Origin of the sequence: Stomatobaculum longum, assembly GCA_000242235.1 — a bacterium.
GTDB lineage: Bacteria > Bacillota > Clostridia > Lachnospirales > Lachnospiraceae > Moryella > Moryella longum.
The window spans coordinates 184,009-200,705 of the sequence record JH590862.1 but is presented as its reverse complement, the minus strand read 5'-3'; the positions used below and the strand labels follow the sequence as shown (position 1 = coordinate 200,705).

Here is a 16,697-nt window from a genome sequence, read left to right as displayed (position 1 = left end):
CCCGCAATCACAGCACATGGTCGTCCGGAATGGGGGCGACTATTTTTTGCAGGCTGCGAAGCAGGAAGAAGAGGCTCACAAAGAGACCCGCACCCTCCGCAATCACAATGGACCACCAGACATTCTGCAGCACACCGGTCTTTGCGAGCAGATAGGCGGTCGGCAGAAGGAAGAGGAGCTGGCGGCAAATCGAAACCAGCATGCTGTAGTAGCCCTTGCTGAGGGCCTGGAAGGCTGAGCTCGTCGCAATCGAGAAACCGACAAAGGGCAGGCAGAGCCCAATGATGCGGAGTGCCGGAATGCCGAGGGACAGCATGTTGGCCGAGGCATGGAACAATCGGAAAAAGAGCCCCGGCAGGAGTTCAAAGAGCAGGAGACCGACCGTCATAAAGCCGAGTGCGGTCAGGACGGAGACTTTCAGGGCGCGCAGGATGCGGCGCTTATGGCCGGCCCCGTAGTTGTAGGCGAGAATCGGCACCGTGCCGTTATTCAGACCGAAGACCGGCATGAAGATGAGACTCGAAATTTTAAAGTAGACGCCGAGTATCGCGGTTGCGGTCGCGGTGAAGCTAATCAGAATCTGGTTCATCGCATAAACCATGAAGGAGGAGAGCGCCTGCATGATGGTCGACGGAATGCCGACGGCGAGAATGTGTCCGAGGAGCTCCGGATAGAAACCGAAGGACTGCGCGTGCAGCTTGACTTCGGGATTTTTGGTCTGGTTCAGCAGAATCGCGACAAGCGCGGAGAGATGCTGACCGAGCACGGTCGCGAGCGCGGCGCCCGCAATGCCAAGTTTCGGCGCGCCGAAGAGGCCGAAGATCAGCACCGGATCCATCACGAGATTAAAGAGCGCGCCGGAGAGCTGGGAGTACATTGAGAGTGTGGTGCGGCCGGTCGACTGCAAAAAACGCTCAAAGGTGATTTCCGTGAAGATGCCGAGAGAGCCGCAGCAGACAATGCGCGTGTAGAGAACACCGTAGGAGAAAATTTCGGGGTCGGCGGTCTGCGCGCGGAAAAACGGCACGGCGAGAAAGATGCCGGTCAGCACAAAGAGCAGCGCAAAGCAGAGCTCAAGCAACAGGCCACTCGCGGCTGTCCGGTTGGCGCGCTGCAGCTTTTTTTCGCCGAGCGCGCGGGAGAGGTGCGCGTTGATGCCGACGCCGATGCCGGTGCTGAAGGCAATCATCAGCGACTGCAGCGGGAACGCGAGGCTCACGGCGGTCAGTGCCTGTTCGCTGATCATCGAGACGAAAATCGAATCTACTATATTATAGAGTGCCTGGACGATCATCGAAATCATCATCGGAACCGACATCGAAAAAATGAGTTTTCCGACCGGCATGGTGCCCATCTTGTTTTCGGAGAGTTGCTGTTTGGCTTCGGTCATACATACCATCCTTTCCGGCAGAATCAGGTGCGAAAATGTCTATAGTTTAGCAGTATTGTAAGAATCGCGCAAGGCAGGAAGGGCTTCGGTATGTTATACTTCGGATATCAGGCAAAGACTGCAAAGGGCAGTGAAAAGACAGGAGGTTTGACATGGCAGAAGTTGTGGCACTCGGGGAAGTGTTGATTGATTTTGCGGAGAAATCCAAAGATGTGGAAGGCTATCCGACCATGGCAGCGCACGCGGGCGGTGCACCGGCAAATTTCCTTGCGGCGCTTCGGAATCTGGGACACAGCACGGCTATCATCGGCAAGGTCGGCGTGGATGCCTTCGGCGTCATGCTGCTCGGCACCCTGGAGCGCTGCGGCATTGATGTGAGCGGGCTCGTGCAGGACGAGAATGTCTTCACCACCCTCGCCTTCGTGACCTTTAACCGCGAGGGGGACCGCGCTTTCAGCTTTGCGAGAAAGCCGGGCGCGGACACCCAGCTCCGCTTTGAGGAGATCAAGCTCTCGCTGATCGATCAGGCAAAGGCTTTTCACTTCGGCACGCTCTCGCTGACCAATGAGCCGGTGCGCTCGGCGACGCGCGCGGCTGTCGCCTATGCGAAGGCAAAGGGCAAGCTCATCACCTGCGACCCGAATCTCCGCCTGCCGCTCTGGCGAGACATTGAGGATGCGCGCCGGGAGATGCTCTGGGCGGTCTCCCACGCGGATGTCGTGAAGATCAGCGACGAAGAGGTGGACTTCCTCTGGGGCTGCACGCCGGAAGAGGGCGCGGAGAAACTGCTCAATGTCTACGGCGTAAGTCTTGCGATGGTCACGCTCGGGCCGAAGGGCAGCTACTTGAAGAACAGGAGCGGCGCGTTCGCCTACTGTGCGGGACCGCAGGTCTCGCCGATTGACACGACCGGCGCGGGCGATATCTTCGGCGGCACGGCACTCGCCTGCATTCTGGAGAGCGGCAAGAACGCCGCAGAACTCACTGCGGAAGAGTTAAAGAACATCGGCACCTTCGCCTCGACGGCGGCGAGCCTCTCGACAGAGCGCTCCGGCGGCATTGCGAGTATCCCGAGCCGGGAGGACATCCAGGCGCGCGTCGCGAAACTCTCGAACAATTAATCCTTAAACCTACTTGACTTATATGTTAAAAGGGGGTAGGATAGCTTTCAGAGACGAACAGACGAAAGGGAGGCATTCTCATGTCGAAGATTTATACTTCTGCAGACCAGTTGATCGGACATACCCCGCTCCTCGAGCTCACGCACATTGAGGCGGAGGAAGGTTTAAAGGCGCGCATTCTCGCAAAGCTCGAGTACTTTAACCCGGCGGGCTCCGTGAAGGACAGAATTGCCCGCGGCATGCTCGACGACGCGGAGCAACGCGGTGTCCTGAAGAAGGGCTCGGTCATCATTGAGCCGACTTCCGGCAATACCGGCATCGGCCTCGCCTCGGTCGCGGCGGCGAGAGGCTATCGCATTATCATTGTGATGCCGGACTCGATGAGCGTGGAGCGCAGAAATCTCATGAAGGCCTACGGCGCGGAGCTCGTTCTGACAGAGGGCGCCAAGGGCATGAAGGGCGCAATGGCCAAGGCGGAAGAACTCGCAAAGGAGATTCCGAACAGCTTTATCCCCGGACAGTTCGTGAATCCCGCGAATCCGGCGACACATGAGAAGACCACGGGTCCCGAAATCTGGGAGGACACCGACGGTGAGGTCGATTACTTTGTCTCCGGCGTCGGTACGGGCGGCACACTGACAGGTGTGGGCCGCTATCTCCGCAGCAAAAAGCCGGAGGTCAAACTGATTGCCGTGGAGCCGGACGCTTCGCCGGTGCTCTCGGGCGGACAGCCGGGCCCGCACAAAATCCAGGGACTCGGCGCGGGCTTTGTGCCGGATACGCTTGACACGAAGATTTACGACGAGGTCATCCGGGTCTCGAATGAGGATGCGTTCCGCGAGGGACGGGAGATCGGAAGAGCCGAGGGCATTCTGACCGGCATTTCCTCGGGCGCGGCGCTCTATGCGGCGGTGCAGCTCGCAAAGCGGAAAGAGGCCGAGGGCAAGACGATTGTCGTTCTGTTGCCGGATTCCGGTGACCGCTATCTCTCTTCGCCGCTGTTCCAGGACTGATTAAAATCCGAATGTAAGTGAATCAAAAGGGAGCCGTTTTGCCTGTTTTCCGGCAAAGCGGCTCCTTTTTGCGCTTTTTCGAGGGAAAATCGTCAAAATAGATCCATAGGTCAAAATGAGTCGGTAGCCCACGCAACATCGACAGAATCAAACCCTTGATATACAAGGTTTTTCTCCGCGTACATCTTCCTTGAAACAGTATGTTGGGAGAAAAAGGTCAGGAAGCCTGTCAGCGGTTCTCTTTGCGGCGGGCTTTGTATAAAATACGGGCGGAATCAGTCCGGAACTTAGCGGTGACACTGCAATACCTATGCGAAGAGGAAAGTTCGGTCTTTATCCGCTTGGCCCTAAAACAGTCAAAAAACACCCCCGCGCCGGGCGGCACGGAGGTGTGAAGAGAAACGCTCAGATGACAAAATCATTGCCCGCGAGGTTCGGCGCGGCGAGATCGGCGAGCGTGTAGCCGTCGAAAAAGTCATTGACCAGGCGGTCCAGTTTCTGCCACATGGGCAGGGTACGACAGTAGGTCGCGCGCTCGCAGGCGGCCTCTTCCTCGAGGCAGGCGACCGGCGCAAGACTGCCCTCGGTGAGGCGGAGAATGCTACCGACCGTATACTCGGCGGGCGAGCGGTTTAAGCGGTAGCCGCCGCCTTTGCCGCGGAGCGCATCGAGCAGGCCGTTGCGGACCAGAATTTTGACAATGGACTCCAGATATTTTTCGGAAATTTGCTGCCGCTCGGCAATGTCCTTCAGGGGAATATAAGAACTGCCGATGTGCTCGGCGAGATCGATCATGACGCGGAGTGCATAGCGGCCCCGGGTTGAAATCATCATACGGAACTCCTCTCATCTAACATATAAACCTATCTTACTACAGGGTTTAATGCTTTGCAAGTTGTTCTTTGACAATTTTCTGTGCTATACTTTCAGCAAGTCGAACAAAAGGAGGCATTACAATGGCAGTTGATAAGAAAATATTGACAATACAGGATATTTCCTGCGTGGGACAATGCTCGCTCACCGTGGCCCTGCCCATCGTCTCGGCCTGCGGCGTGGAGACCTGTATTCTCCCCTCGGCAGTGCTCTCCAATCACACCGGTGCCGATTTCCACGGCTTTACCTTCCGGGATTTGACCGAGGATATGCCGGAAATTTCCGCAAAGTGGAAGAAAGAGCACATTGCCTTTGATGCGATTTATACGGGTTATCTCGGAAGCCGGAGACAGATTGCGATTGTGCAGGAGATTATGGATACACTCCTCGCGCCGGGCGGCCTCAGAATTGTGGATCCCGCGATGGCTGACAACGGCGCGCTCTACACCGGCTTTGATCTCGCGTTTGTCGAGGAGATGGCGAAACTCTGCGGCGGGGCGGATTATATTCTCCCGAATCTCACAGAGGCCTGCCTGCTGACCGACACCGAATACCGCGAAGGGTTGCAGAGCGAAGCGGAAATCCGGGGGCTCCTCAGGAAACTTGCGGCGCTCGGCGCAAAACATGTGATTCTGAAAGGTATTTCCTACGAGGAAGGGCGCATCGGCAATGTAGTCTATGACAGCGCGAGCGGTGACCTCCGCTATGACTTTACTCCGCGCGTGCCGCGGAGTAGCCACGGAACCGGCGACTGCTTTGCCGCGGCGTTTACCGGCGCCATGTTGCGGGGGAAGAGCGCTTTCGAGGCGACAAAGCTTGCCGCGCGCTTTGTGGTCGCGAGCATACGCGCGACCGAGGGAGACAGCGCGCACTGGTACGGCGTCAAATTCGAAAAGGCCCTGCCGCTCCTCACGGAGGCGCTGAATGTGCCGACCTTTACGATTGAGGGGAAACATGTCCGGGACATGGAAACATTCTATGCGGAGATTGACCGGGTTCTGACCGACGGGACGCAAAAGACCGGGCACAATCTCTCGGCGTTCGACGACATTTTGCGGGGCGGCTTCGGAAAGCATGCCTACGGGCAGCGGATTCGTCTTTACTGGAAGGATTTCGATGTGAGCCGGGAGGCGCTCGGCGATGAGACCGCGCTGCGCCTGATCGGCATTATTCTGGACCGGGAGAGCGGTCACGACTGCAAGCTGGAATTCTGAGGCCGCGAGCGCCGTCTCAGAAAAAAACGCAGGGCGAATTTTCGCCCTGCGTTTTTTTTAATCCGCAAGATAGACTTCCGCGTACTGCACGCCGAAGTTCAGCGCACTCGAGTGACTCTCCATGAAGATATCGATGTGCTTGCCGGCGACACCGCTGCCGACGTCCTCGGCGACATAGACGGTGCCGTTGATGACAACGCGCGTGCCCTCCGGAATCACGGCGGGATCGGTTGCAATCGTGTGATTGGCCTGTGCGATCTTGCCCGAGCTGGTCATGCGGCCCCACCCCTTGGAACACTCGTAGCAGGGGCAGTAGGCGGTGAGCTTGAAGACGCCGAGGCTCTTGCCGTTCCGGCCGCTCTCTTTTTTGGCGCTCTTGCCGCTCGTGCTGTGGTTCGCGGCAGCCGTGGTCTTGCTCTGCTTGCCGCTGTCCTTTTTAGCCGCGGCTTTTTTTGCGGCCTCGCGGGATTCCGCTTCGGCGCGCTCTCTGGCCGCCTCACTCGCGGCGCGCGCGGCTTCTTCGGCGGCGCGGCGCGCTGCCTCGGCCTTTGCCTGTTCTTCCCGCTTCAGGCTGAGCCAAGCGCGGTCTTTATTGGTCCGGGTCTCAATCAGCGCGTTTTGCGCCGCGACACGGGCATCGTTGAGCGCCGGTACATCAATCTGGTCGCTCAGATTCTCTTCGGCGTGCTGCACATCTCCCATCACTGTGCTGTCCGTGAAGACAGCGCTCGCGGAGGGAGTGTCTGTCGGCGAGACAAAGGCTGTGGTGCCTGTCTCGGCCGCAGCGGCTTCCGGGGCCGGCTCTGCTTTCGGCTCACCCAGCGCGCTGAGCGGTACGAGAAACAGAAGCAGGGTCAGAAGAAAGATGCACGCCCGCTGAATGGCATTCATATGTTTGTGCACGGTTCTGTATCCTCTTAAGAATTCTGTAAGAACTACAGCTTTATTCTAAACAGAGGAGAGGGGTACTGTCAATTAAAATTAAAACAGCGGGGACTTACTCGAGAATCAGGTACACCTCGCGGTACTGGACACCGTGTGCCCAGGCCTCGGCGGTCGTCGCATAGTAGACGTCGACAATCTGGCCGCGGACCCCGTTGTCTTCGACGGTGTAGATTGTGTCGCTGCCGGCAAAGCGAATTTTACTGCCGCGCGGCAACACGCCCCAGTCGGATGCGACCGTGTGTGCGGCCTTCGGCACGGAGCCGTCGGCGCAGCGGGTGCCGTTCGGATTGGAATAGCCCGTGGTCTTAAAGGTGCCGAGCGAGCGTTCGTTCCGGACGGGCGGGAGCGGCACGGCGGTCTCCGGTGTCTCACTCGGTGCCTCGATGACAGCGGTCACTTCTTCGGTCCGGCTGTTGGCGGTTGCGTTGTTCTGCACGACTGCGGCCGCGGCAGGCTGGGCTGCGGCGAGTGAGAGCAGGATACTGAGCCCGAGGGCGGAAAACTTTGTCAAAAGTCGCATGCAAGGTCTCCTTTCATGTCGAAATGTTACAGAGATGTTACCTTTCTGTCTGCAATATAGCATGAGAGACGGGAAACACGCAAGAAAATCGTGTGCGGGAAAAGCAGAGGGCAAAGGGGCGAGGGGGCCTTGCGGCACCGGAAGCGCGCGGAGAAGCGCAGCGCGGCAGGGAAAACAGAGCGGGAAGAGGGACGGAGAAATTCTCTAAAAAAATTTTGAATCCCGCTTGACAGGGGCTTGCAAAACAGCTATAGTAACGACAGCAGATGTTAGCACTCCACTCTAATGAGTGCTAACAACGGGAAGGAGGAAATCATGGAGCTGGATGACAGAAAAGTCATGATACTGAATGCGGTGATCAAAAACTACATGGAGACCGGCGAGCCGGTCGGCTCCCGCACGATTTCAAAACTTCCTGGCTGCGCGCTGAGCAGTGCGACCATACGCAATGAGATGTACGATCTGGAGGAGATGGGGTATCTCCTGCAGCCGCACACCTCGGCGGGGCGTATCCCCTCCGATCAGGGGTATCGCTTCTATGTCAACGAGATTCTGCGGGAAACCGAGAATGAAGTCGAAGCCCTGAAGCGTCAGTTTGTCGCGCGGGTGGACCGCCTCGAGCTGGTGCTCCGCAGAATGGCACGCATTGCCGCGGATCATACCAATTACGCAGCAGTCATCAGCGGTCCCGACACGAGCCGGGCGCGCATCAAGCTGTTGCAACTCTCCGGAATGGATGAGAGCCGCCTTTTGGTTGTTCTGGTACTTGAGGGCAATCTGATCAGCAACCGCATTTTGACCCTGCGGCAGCCGATCGGTGACGCAGAGCTCCTGCAACTCAATATTCTGCTGAATACGCGCTTAAACGGCGTCAGCATTCAGGAAGCGGAGGCAGGTGTCATGCAGAAGCTGCTCGCGGAGGCAGGGGACAACAAAGAATTCGTCGCCTATCTTCTCGATGAACTCCGGCACATGCTCTCGGAGGAGGAAGAGCTGCAGATTTATACCAGCGGCGCGACCAATGTGTTCCGGTATCCGGAGCTCACCGACGGCGGCGGCGCAAAGCGCATCATCCGGACCTTTGAAGAGAAGAATCGCTTGAAGCGCATTGTGGCGGATGCGGCGGCGCAGACGGGAGAGGAGAAAGAGAACATTCAGGTGTTTATCGGAGAGGAGTCCCCGGTGCCTGAGATGAATGATTGCAGCATCGTCACAGCCCGCTATGATCTGGGCGGCGGTCTTTGCGGTACCATTGGTATCGTGGGGCCGAAGCGCATGGATTATGAGAAGGTGCTGAAGACGTTGCACAGTCTGATGCGTGAGATGGATGAGAATTTCGGAGGAGACGATGGCTAAGGACAAGCACAGACACGAGCGGGAGAGACAGGAGCGGCAGAGCGCCGAGGAGCGCGCTGCGATGGGAGCTGCCGCTGCGGCGGCGGAGCTCGAAGCGGAAGATAAGGCGGAAAAAACGGCAGAGACCGCTGAGGCCGATTCCGGCGCGGAGACTGCGGGAGACGAGCGAAACAGTGCGGCACAGGCAGAAATCGAAGCACTGAACGACCGTCTGAAGCGGACACTCGCGGAGTTTGAGAATTTCCGCAAGCGGAGCGAGCGCGAAAAGGCACAGATGTTTGATCTCGGTGCCAAGTCGGTGCTCGAGAAGTTTTTGCCGGTCATCGACAATTTTGAGCGCAGCGTCGCCCAGGTTCCGGAGAGCGAGGACAGCGGCATCAAGGCCTATGCCGAGGGCATGGACATGATATACCGCCAGCTCTTAAAGAATCTGAAGGAGGCGGGCGTTGAGGCGATTGACGCGAAGGGCAAGCCCTTTGACCCGGCGTATCACAATGCGGTGATGCACGAGGACAATGAGGCGCTCGGCGAGAATGTCGTCTCGGAGGAGTTGCAGAAAGGCTATCTCTACAAGGACAGCGTACTTCGCCACAGCATGGTGAAGGTCGCGAACTAAATCGGAATACAACACGAAACTGATTTTTATATACGAGTTTATATACGAGCGGATTTTCAGGAGGAGAAACAATGAGTAAGATTATCGGTATTGACCTTGGTACAACCAACAGCTGTGTGGCAGTCATGGAGGGCGGCAAGCCGGTCGTGATTCCGAACAGCGAGGGCGCGAGAACCACACCGTCTGTGGTTGCATTCACAAAGACCGGCGAGCGTCTGGTCGGTGAGCCGGCAAAGCGCCAGGCAGTCACAAACGCGGACCGCACGATTGCTTCGATTAAGCGCCACATGGGCACGGACTACAAGGTGACGATCGACGGCAAGAGCTACACGCCGCAGGAGATTTCGGCGATGATTCTGCAGAAGCTGAAGGCGGACGCGGAGAGCTACCTCGGCGAGAAGGTCAGCGAGGCGGTCATCACGGTTCCGGCATACTTTAATGACGCGCAGCGTCAGGCAACCAAGGACGCAGGCAAGATTGCGGGCCTTGAAGTCAAGCGTATTATCAACGAGCCGACGGCGGCGGCGCTCGCTTACGGCCTTGACAACGACAAAGAACAGAAGATTATGGTCTATGACCTCGGCGGCGGCACCTTCGATGTCTCGATCATTGACATCGGCGAGGGCGTCATCGAAGTGCTCGCGACCAACGGCGATACGCACCTCGGCGGTGACGACTTCGACAACAAGATCACCGAGTGGATGATTGCCGAGTTCAAGAAGCAGGTCGGCGTGGATCTCGGCAACGACAAGATGGCGCTGCAGAGACTGAAGGAAGCGGCGGAGAAGGCAAAGAAGGAGCTCTCGACCGCGACGACGACGGAGATTAACCTCCCGTTCATCACGGCGACCGCAGAGGGCCCGCAGCATCTTGCAATGACCCTGACCCGCGCAAAGTTTGACGAGCTCACGGCAGACCTGATTGAGCGCACGGTTATCCCGGTGCAGAACGCAATGCGCGACGCTGGCATCACAAACGCAGACCTCGGCAAGGTTCTTCTGGTCGGCGGTTCCACGCGTATGCTGAACGCACAGGAGAAGGTAAAGCAGCTCACCGGCATGGAGCCCTCGAAGACTCTGAATCCGGACGAGTGCGTTGCCATCGGCGCGGCGGTCCAGGGCGGCAAGCTCGCGGGCGACTCGAGCGCAAGCGACGTGCTGCTCCTCGATGTTACCCCGCTCTCCCTCTCGATTGAGACGATGGGCGGCATTGCGACCAAGCTGATTGAGAGAAATACGACCATTCCGACCAGAAAGAGCCAGGTCTTCTCGACGGCGGAGGACAACCAGTCGGCCGTTGACATCCACGTGGTGCAGGGTGAGCGTGAGTTTGCGCGCGACAACAAGAGCCTCGGCCAGTTCCGTCTGGACGGCATCCTGCCGGCAAAGAGAGGTGTCCCGCAGATTGAGGTCACCTTCGACATCGATGCAAACGGCATCGTGAATGTCTCCGCAAAGGATCTCGGCACCGGCAAGGAGCAGCACATCACGATTACTTCCGGTTCCAACATGTCTCAGGAGGACATTGACAAGGCAGTCAAGGAAGCTTCCGAGTTCGAGGCGCAGGACAAGAAGAAGAAAGAGGCAATCGACGAGAGAAATGACGCCGATTCCCTGATCTTCCAGACCGAGAAGGCAATCCAGGAGGTCGGTGAGAAGCTCAGCGACAGCGACAAGGCGGCGGTTGAGGCAGATCTCAGCGCACTCAAGGAGGCTGTGAACCGCGCACCGGCGGAGTCGATGACGGACGAGCAGGTCGCAGACATCAAGGCAAACAAGGAGAAGCTGATGGCAAGCGCGCAGCAGCTCTTCCAGAAGGTCTATGAGAACGCACAGCAGAGTCAGGCGGGCCAGGGCGCCGCGGATAACGGCGGCTCCAAGCCGGATGACGGTGTTGTGGACGGCGATTTCAAGGAAGTCTAAAGAAAACGGATGGCACGCGGGAGCAAGGCTCTCGCGTGTCCGTTTGAGAAAGGATCACGATGGCAGAACAGAAGCGCGATTATTATGAGGTGCTTGGGGTTTCGAAGGACGCGGACGATGCGGCGCTGAAAAAGGCATATCGGATGCTCGCGAAGAAGTATCATCCGGATGCGAATCCCGGCGACAAGCAGGCGGAAGCGGCTTTTAAGGAAGTCAACGAAGCTTATTCCGTTCTGAGCGATCCTAAGAAGCGGGCACAGTACGATCAGTTCGGGCATGCGGCCTTTGATCCGCGCATGGGCGGCGGCAGCGGCGGCGGTTTCTACGAGGGCAATGCGGCCGACTTCGGCGATATTTTCGGCGACATGTTCGGCGGTGATATTTTCGGCAGCTTTTTCGGCGGCGGCAGAGGCGCACAGCGCCAGGCGGCCAATGCGCCGATGCGCGGCGCGAATGTCCGCGCGACCGTCCGGCTGACCTTCGAAGAGGCAATCTTCGGCTGTAAGAAGAAAATCACAATCGATTACAAGGAAGAGTGCGAGACCTGTAAGGGCAGCGGCGCAAAGCCGGGTACCTCGCCCGAGACCTGTCCGACCTGTAAGGGGCAGGGCAAGATTGTCAAGATGAGCCAGACCATGTTCGGCACGGTGCAGAATGTGCAGACCTGTCCGACCTGCCACGGCAGCGGCAAGGTGGTGAAGGAGAAGTGCACCTCCTGCAACGGCACGGGCTATAAGCGCATTCGGAAGAGTTTTGAGGTCAGCATTCCGGCCGGCATCGACAACGGACTCTCGGTCAGAATGCCGCACGGCGGCGAGCCGGGCGTGAACGGCGGCGAGCGCGGCGATTTGCTGGTCGAGTGCATTGTGAGTCCGCACCCGATTTTTAAGCGCCAGGACACGAATATCTTCTCGACGGTGCCGATTTCGTTCGCGACGGCGGCGCTCGGCGGTCCGATCCGGATTAAGACCGTGGACGGCGAAGTCGAGTACACGGTCAAGGCGGGAACGCAGACCGACACGCGCGTGCGCCTGAGCGGCAAGGGCGTGCCCTCGCTTCGGAATCCGAAGATACGCGGCGACCACTATGTGACACTTGTCGTCGAGGTGCCGACCAAGCTGAACGCAAAGCAGCGCGAGGCCTTAAAGAACTTCGACGAGGCGATGCAGGGCGACGGCAAAAAGAAGGGCTTGTTCTCCTAACGACAAGCGATTGGCAGGGTGACTGTTCCGGCGGCGGGATGCTGCGGGGCAGCCGCCCTTTTTGCTTTGCGGAAGCCCGCTTTTACAAACATAGTGCGCTGTGCTATGATTAAACGATATCAGAGCCAGGAGGGAAAACGCCCATGCGATGGAAAAAGTATACGCTGTATACCACAGAGGAGGCAGTGGATCTGGTGAGCGCGACGCTCGCGGAACTCGGCATTGAGGGCATCGAGATTGAGGACAATGCGCCGCTCTCGGAGCGGGATACCAAGGGTATGTTCATCGACATTCTGCCGGAACTGCCGCCGGACGACGGGACAGCGCGCGTGAGTTTTTACCTGGAGCCCGGCAGCGGCGAAGAGGCGATGCTCTGCCGCGTCCGGGAAGAACTCGAGGAACTCTCGCAGTTCACCGATCTCGGCGAAGCGCGAATCGAGGAGAGTCTCACCGAGGACAAGGACTGGATTAACAACTGGAAGACCTTCTTTCACCCCTTTGTGGTCGATGACATCCTGATTAAGCCGACCTGGGAGCAGGTACCGGCGGAGAGTGCGGGGCTCACCTGCATCCAGATCGATCCGGGCACGGCGTTCGGCACCGGTGCGCATGAGACCACGCAGCTCTGCATTCGCGCGCTGAACCGCTACATGAAGCTCATGCAGGCGGCGGGGGTCAAAAACATCCGTGTATTGGATGTGGGAACGGGGAGCGGCATTCTCGGCATTGCGGCAAAGAAGCTCGGCGCTGCGGAGATTTTTGCGACCGACCTCGACGACAATGCGCTCGAAGCGGTTGCGGAGAACCTCGCGAGCAATGATCTGAATCCCGAAGACTTCACGGTCGTCTGCGGCAACCTGATCGATGACCCTGCCGTGCAGGCGGCGGCCGGCGAGGCGTGCTATGACATCGCGCTCGCGAATATACTCGCGCCCGTGATTCTGATGCTCGAGAAAGAAGTCTGGCGGCACTTAAAAATCGGCGGTATCTTCATCACCTCCGGCATCATCGACGAAAAGGAAGAGGAAGTGCGCGCGGCGATTGCGGCGAATCCGCACTTTGAGGTGCTGGAGGTAAACCGTCAGGGCGAGTGGTCGAGCGTTGTCGCGCGGAGAAAGGCCTGAGATGTATCACTTTTTTATCGCACCCGAACAGCTTTCGGAGGACAGCGCGGTGATTCTCGGCAGTGATGTGCGGCACATCGGCGCGGTGCTCCGGATGAAGCCGGGCGAAAAGATCATGGTCAATGCGGGCGGCGACTGGGACTATCTCTGCGAAATTGCGGAGATCGGGACGGAGGCCGTGCAACTCCGCATTCTGGAGGGCAGGCAGGAGACCAGGGAGCTCCCGGTGTCGATCACGCTCTATCAGGGACTCCCGAAGGGCGAAAAGATGGAGCTCATTGTGCAGAAGGCGGTGGAGCTCGGCGCAACGCGCGTGGTTCCGGTCGCGATGCACCGTTCGGTCGTGCGTCTCGATGAGAAGAAGGCGGCAGCCAAGCAGAAGCGCTGGCAGGCCATTGCGGAGGCGGCGGCCAAGCAGGCGGGGCGAAGCCTCATTCCGGAAGTTACATTGCCGCTCCGCTTTGCGGATGCGCTCGCACAGGTCGAACGGGAGGAAACCGAACTTCGCCTCCTCCCCTATGAGCGGGCGGAGGGAATCGCAGAGACGAGAGCGCTGATTCGCTCGGCGAAGCCCGGACAGCGCATTGCCGTAATGATAGGCCCGGAAGGGGGCTTTGAGGAGACCGAGGTGGCAGCGGCCGAGGAGCGCGGCTTCACGGCCGTTACGCTCGGCAAACGCATACTCCGGACGGAGACGGCCGGCCTTGTGGTTCTCTCCCTTCTGATGGCGGAGACAGAGGAAGATTGACGGATGGAAATATATTTTGACAATGCGGCGACGACGCGTCTCGGGAAGGCGGCGGCGGAGATTGCGGACCGGGTGGCGCGGGAAGACTACGGCAACCCGTCCTCTCTGCATCTCGCGGGTGTCCGCGCGGAGGCGGCGGTTCGGACGGCCGCGGAACAAATTGCAAAGACTCTGAAGGCGGAACCGGCGGAACTCATTTTTACTTCGGGCGGCACGGAGTCCGACAATCTCGCGATTCTCGGAACCGCGCGCAGTCGAAAGGGCTACGGGCGGCATCTCATCACAAGCGCGGTCGAACACCCGGCGGTGCTAGAGGCCATGCGCTTTCTGGAAGAACAGGACTTTTCGGTGACCGTTTTGCCGGTCGATACAGCCGGGAAAATTGCGCTTTCGGATCTGGAAGCTGCCGTCCGGAAGGACACGATACTGGTCTCGCTCATGTATGTGAACAATGAAATCGGCACGATTCAGCCGGTTGCGGCGGCGGCGGAACTCGTACACCGTCTGAATCCGGACTGCTATTTTCACACGGATGCCGTACAGGCCTACGGGAAATTTGAGATTTATCCGAAGCGTCTCGGCATAGACCTCCTGAGCGCAAGCAGCCATAAGATTGCGGGACCGAAGGGCGTCGGCTTCCTCTATAAGAACCGCCGCGTCTCGTTAAAACCCGTGAGTTTCGGCGGCGGACAGCAGGGCGGACTTCGGAGCGGTACGCTGAATGCGCCGGGCATTGCGGGTATGGGAGAGGCCGCGCGGGAGGCGTATTCGGATTTTCCGGCAAAGCGGGAGCGCCTACTTGTGATTAAGAACCGGATTCTCGCGGCGGCGCTCGAAATCCCGGGTGTCAGCGCAAACAGCGCGCCGGGCATGGACTCCGCGCCGCAGATCTTAAGTCTCTCGGTCGAAGGGGTTCGCGCCGAGGTGCTGCTGCACGCGCTCGAGGCCGAGGGGATTTTTGTGTCGAGCGGCTCCGCCTGTGCCTCGAATCACCCGGGCATTTCCGCGACGCTGCGGGGCATTGGGCTTCCCAAACAGCTTTTGGACGCGACGATACGCCTGAGCTTCTCCGCAGAAAATACCGAGGCGGAGGCAGAGCGCTTTTCAGAGGTCTTCCGGCGGCTCGTGCCGGAACTTCGGAAATTCAGACGGTGAGGAACAGAGGATGGAATATAAGTCTTTTTTGATCAAATACGGCGAGATCGGTGTCAAGGGGAAAAACCGCTATAAGTTCGAGGACGCTCTGGTGCGGCAGCTCGGTCTTGCCCTGAAGCCGCTCGGCAGTGCCTTTCACATTGTGAAGGAGCACGGCCGCATTTATGTCGATATGGACGGCGCTTATGATTACGAGGATACGATTGCGGCGCTTCAGCGGGTCTTCGGCGTGGTCTCGATTTGCCCGGTGCTCCGTCTCACGGAGCGGAGCGAGGACGCGATTGCGGCCGAAGCGGTGCGCTTTCTTCGGGAAATCACGGCGGGCGAGGCAAAGAGCTTCAAAGTCTTTACGCGCCGCATCGACAAGAACTACCCGGGCACTTCCGAGGAAATCAGCGCGTCGCTCGGCGCGGTGCTGCTGGATGCCTGCCCGAATCTGCATGTCGATGTCAGAAATCCCGAGATTCGACTGAATCTCGAAATCCGGAACGAGGGGATACTGCTCTATGCGCTCTCGATTCCGGGCCCCGGCGGCATGCCGGTCGGCACGGCGGGACACGCGATGCTTCTGCTCTCGGGCGGCATCGATTCGCCGGTCGCGGGCTATATGATCGCAAAGCGCGGCGTACAGCTTGAGGCGACATATTTTCACGCGCCGCCCTATACCTCGGAGCGCGCCAAGCAGAAGGTCGTGGACCTCGCGCGCATTCTGGCGCGCTATGCGGGGCCGGTGCGCCTGCACATCGTGAACTTCACGGACATTCAGCTCTATATCTACGAGAAGTGCCCGCGCGAGGAACTCACGATTATCATGCGCCGCTATATGATGCGCATTGCGGAGACCATCGCGAAGAAGAACAAGGGCATGGCGCTCGTCACCGGCGAGAGCATAGGCCAGGTTGCGAGCCAGACGGTGCCGTCGCTGCTTTCGACCAATGAGGTCTGCACGCTACCGGTGTTCCGCCCGCTGATCGGCTTTGACAAGCAGGAGATCATTGAGCGCGCGGAAAAAATGGGAAGTTACGAGACTTCGATTCTTCCGTTTGAGGACTGTTGCACGATTTTTGTCGCGAAGCACCCGGTCACGAACCCCGAGTTATCGCGCATCAAGAAGTCGGAGGAGAAGCTCGCGGAGCGAATCGAGGAACTGGTGGAGACAGCGCTCCGCACAGAGGAAATCGTGCTCTGCGAGGCGTAAACGGGCATGAAAAAAGCCGCACAAGTTGTGCGGCTTTCTCTTTCTCAGACAGAACTCACTCGACAATATAGGGCTTCAGCGCCTCTACGATATTGTCCATCGAATCGTTGCCGTGGATGTTCAGACTGATCGGCTTCGAGAGATCCAGGCTGAAAATGCCCATGATTGACTTGGCATCAATCACATAGCGGCCGGACACCAGATCAAAGTCCGCATCAAAGCGCGCAATGGTATTGACGAAGGACTTCACTTTCTCGATGGAGTCCAGGGAAATCTTGACGGTTTTCATGGCAGAGCCTC

The 16,697-nt window shown here is 58.5% G+C and carries 16 protein-coding genes; 11 read left to right on the top strand and 5 right to left on the bottom strand.

All coding sequences use genetic code 11. The features are described from left to right. Nucleotides 1–7: 7 nt before the first annotated feature. On the bottom strand, nt 8–1,390 hold the full coding sequence (locus tag HMPREF9623_RS03795; RefSeq protein WP_009532573.1) for an MATE family efflux transporter: 1,383 nt from the start codon (nt 1,388–1,390) through the stop codon (nt 8–10). Nucleotides 1,391–1,542: 152 nt separating this feature from the next. On the opposite strand from HMPREF9623_RS03795, the gene HMPREF9623_RS03790 reads away from it, so the two are divergent. Continuing rightward, nucleotides 1,543–2,511 carry a carbohydrate kinase family protein gene (locus tag HMPREF9623_RS03790; protein WP_009532572.1) on the top strand — a complete coding sequence of 323 codons (969 nt, stop codon included), beginning with the start codon at nt 1,543–1,545 and terminating at the stop codon, nt 2,509–2,511. Nucleotides 2,512–2,591: 80 nt separating this feature from the next. Beyond that, nucleotides 2,592–3,524: a cysteine synthase A gene (cysK, locus tag HMPREF9623_RS03785; RefSeq protein WP_009532571.1), complete on the top strand. Its 933-nt coding sequence runs from the start codon at nt 2,592–2,594 to the stop codon at nt 3,522–3,524. A 405-nt stretch (nt 3,525–3,929) separates the two neighbouring features. Here cysK and HMPREF9623_RS03780 read toward each other — a convergent pair whose 3' ends face one another. After that, nucleotides 3,930–4,358, bottom strand: a complete 429-nt coding sequence (locus HMPREF9623_RS03780) for an RrF2 family transcriptional regulator (protein WP_040799501.1) — start codon at nt 4,356–4,358, stop codon at nt 3,930–3,932. A 122-nt stretch (nt 4,359–4,480) separates the two neighbouring features. Between HMPREF9623_RS03780 and HMPREF9623_RS03775 the strand changes: the two genes are divergently transcribed. Continuing rightward, nucleotides 4,481–5,611 (top strand): pyridoxamine kinase, encoded by a 1,131-nt coding sequence (locus HMPREF9623_RS03775; protein ID WP_009532569.1) that lies wholly within the window; start codon nt 4,481–4,483, stop codon nt 5,609–5,611. A 57-nt stretch (nt 5,612–5,668) separates the two neighbouring features. Here the strand turns inward: HMPREF9623_RS03775 and HMPREF9623_RS10820 are convergent, their stop codons facing one another. Both HMPREF9623_RS10820 and HMPREF9623_RS10815 read right to left on the bottom strand, forming a co-directional pair. After that, on the bottom strand, nt 5,669–6,514 hold the full coding sequence (locus tag HMPREF9623_RS10820) for a 3D domain-containing protein (RefSeq protein WP_009532568.1): 846 nt from the start codon (nt 6,512–6,514) through the stop codon (nt 5,669–5,671). Nucleotides 6,515–6,608: 94 nt separating this feature from the next. Further along, entirely contained in the window at nt 6,609–7,076 is a 468-nt protein-coding gene (locus HMPREF9623_RS10815; RefSeq protein WP_009532567.1) for a 3D domain-containing protein, read from the bottom strand. A gap of 315 nt (nt 7,077–7,391) precedes the next feature. Here HMPREF9623_RS10815 and hrcA point away from each other — a divergent pair, with 315 nt between their 5' ends. The 8 genes from hrcA to thiI all read left to right on the top strand — a co-directional run bounded on the left by hrcA (nt 7,392) and on the right by thiI (nt 16,397). Next, nucleotides 7,392–8,432 (top strand): heat-inducible transcriptional repressor HrcA, encoded by a 1,041-nt coding sequence (gene hrcA / locus HMPREF9623_RS03760; protein WP_009532566.1) that lies wholly within the window; start codon nt 7,392–7,394, stop codon nt 8,430–8,432. After that, nucleotides 8,425–9,048: a nucleotide exchange factor GrpE gene (grpE, locus tag HMPREF9623_RS03755; protein ID WP_009532565.1), complete on the top strand. Its 624-nt coding sequence runs from the start codon at nt 8,425–8,427 to the stop codon at nt 9,046–9,048. Before hrcA ends, grpE begins: the two co-directional genes overlap by 8 nt. Nucleotides 9,049–9,119: 71 nt before the next feature. Then, nucleotides 9,120–10,970 carry a molecular chaperone DnaK gene (dnaK, locus tag HMPREF9623_RS03750; RefSeq protein ID WP_009532564.1) on the top strand — a complete coding sequence of 617 codons (1,851 nt, stop codon included), beginning with the start codon at nt 9,120–9,122 and terminating at the stop codon, nt 10,968–10,970. 59 nt (nt 10,971–11,029) lie between these two features. After that, nucleotides 11,030–12,172 (top strand): molecular chaperone DnaJ, encoded by a 1,143-nt coding sequence (gene dnaJ / locus HMPREF9623_RS03745; protein ID WP_009532563.1) that lies wholly within the window; start codon nt 11,030–11,032, stop codon nt 12,170–12,172. A gap of 143 nt (nt 12,173–12,315) precedes the next feature. Then, nucleotides 12,316–13,296 carry a 50S ribosomal protein L11 methyltransferase gene (gene prmA, locus HMPREF9623_RS03740; protein ID WP_009532562.1) on the top strand — a complete coding sequence of 327 codons (981 nt, stop codon included), beginning with the start codon at nt 12,316–12,318 and terminating at the stop codon, nt 13,294–13,296. A gap of 1 nt (nt 13,297) precedes the next feature. After that, nucleotides 13,298–14,044 (top strand): 16S rRNA (uracil(1498)-N(3))-methyltransferase, encoded by a 747-nt coding sequence (locus HMPREF9623_RS03735; protein ID WP_009532561.1) that lies wholly within the window; start codon nt 13,298–13,300, stop codon nt 14,042–14,044. Nucleotides 14,045–14,047: 3 nt separating this feature from the next. Then, entirely contained in the window at nt 14,048–15,199 is a 1,152-nt protein-coding gene (locus tag HMPREF9623_RS03730; protein WP_009532560.1) for a cysteine desulfurase family protein, read from the top strand. A gap of 10 nt (nt 15,200–15,209) precedes the next feature. Further along, nucleotides 15,210–16,397, top strand: a complete 1,188-nt coding sequence (thiI, locus tag HMPREF9623_RS03725; RefSeq protein WP_009532559.1) for a tRNA uracil 4-sulfurtransferase ThiI — start codon at nt 15,210–15,212, stop codon at nt 16,395–16,397. A gap of 55 nt (nt 16,398–16,452) precedes the next feature. Here thiI and HMPREF9623_RS03720 read toward each other — a convergent pair whose 3' ends face one another. Beyond that, nucleotides 16,453–16,686: an HPr family phosphocarrier protein gene (locus HMPREF9623_RS03720; protein ID WP_009532558.1), complete on the bottom strand. Its 234-nt coding sequence runs from the start codon at nt 16,684–16,686 to the stop codon at nt 16,453–16,455. Nucleotides 16,687–16,697 lie beyond the last annotated feature (11 nt).

Coding starts and splice junctions, on each gene's coding strand:
- dnaK (WP_009532564.1), top strand. CDS start 9,120: ATGAGTAAGATTATCGGTATTGACCTTGGTACAACCAACAGCTGTGTG.
- HMPREF9623_RS03735 (WP_009532561.1), top strand. CDS start 13,298: ATGTATCACTTTTTTATCGCACCCGAACAGCTTTCGGAGGACAGCGCG.
- grpE (WP_009532565.1), top strand. CDS start 8,425: ATGGCTAAGGACAAGCACAGACACGAGCGGGAGAGACAGGAGCGGCAG.
- prmA (WP_009532562.1), top strand. CDS start 12,316: ATGCGATGGAAAAAGTATACGCTGTATACCACAGAGGAGGCAGTGGAT.
- HMPREF9623_RS03790 (WP_009532572.1), top strand. CDS start 1,543: ATGGCAGAAGTTGTGGCACTCGGGGAAGTGTTGATTGATTTTGCGGAG.
- HMPREF9623_RS03795 (WP_009532573.1), bottom strand. CDS start 1,390: ATGACCGAAGCCAAACAGCAACTCTCCGAAAACAAGATGGGCACCATG.
- HMPREF9623_RS03780 (WP_040799501.1), bottom strand. CDS start 4,358: ATGATGATTTCAACCCGGGGCCGCTATGCACTCCGCGTCATGATCGAT.
- thiI (WP_009532559.1), top strand. CDS start 15,210: ATGGAATATAAGTCTTTTTTGATCAAATACGGCGAGATCGGTGTCAAG.
- HMPREF9623_RS03720 (WP_009532558.1), bottom strand. CDS start 16,686: ATGAAAACCGTCAAGATTTCCCTGGACTCCATCGAGAAAGTGAAGTCC.
- dnaJ (WP_009532563.1), top strand. CDS start 11,030: ATGGCAGAACAGAAGCGCGATTATTATGAGGTGCTTGGGGTTTCGAAG.
- cysK (WP_009532571.1), top strand. CDS start 2,592: ATGTCGAAGATTTATACTTCTGCAGACCAGTTGATCGGACATACCCCG.
- HMPREF9623_RS03775 (WP_009532569.1), top strand. CDS start 4,481: ATGGCAGTTGATAAGAAAATATTGACAATACAGGATATTTCCTGCGTG.
- hrcA (WP_009532566.1), top strand. CDS start 7,392: ATGGAGCTGGATGACAGAAAAGTCATGATACTGAATGCGGTGATCAAA.
- HMPREF9623_RS03730 (WP_009532560.1), top strand. CDS start 14,048: ATGGAAATATATTTTGACAATGCGGCGACGACGCGTCTCGGGAAGGCG.
- HMPREF9623_RS10815 (WP_009532567.1), bottom strand. CDS start 7,076: ATGCGACTTTTGACAAAGTTTTCCGCCCTCGGGCTCAGTATCCTGCTC.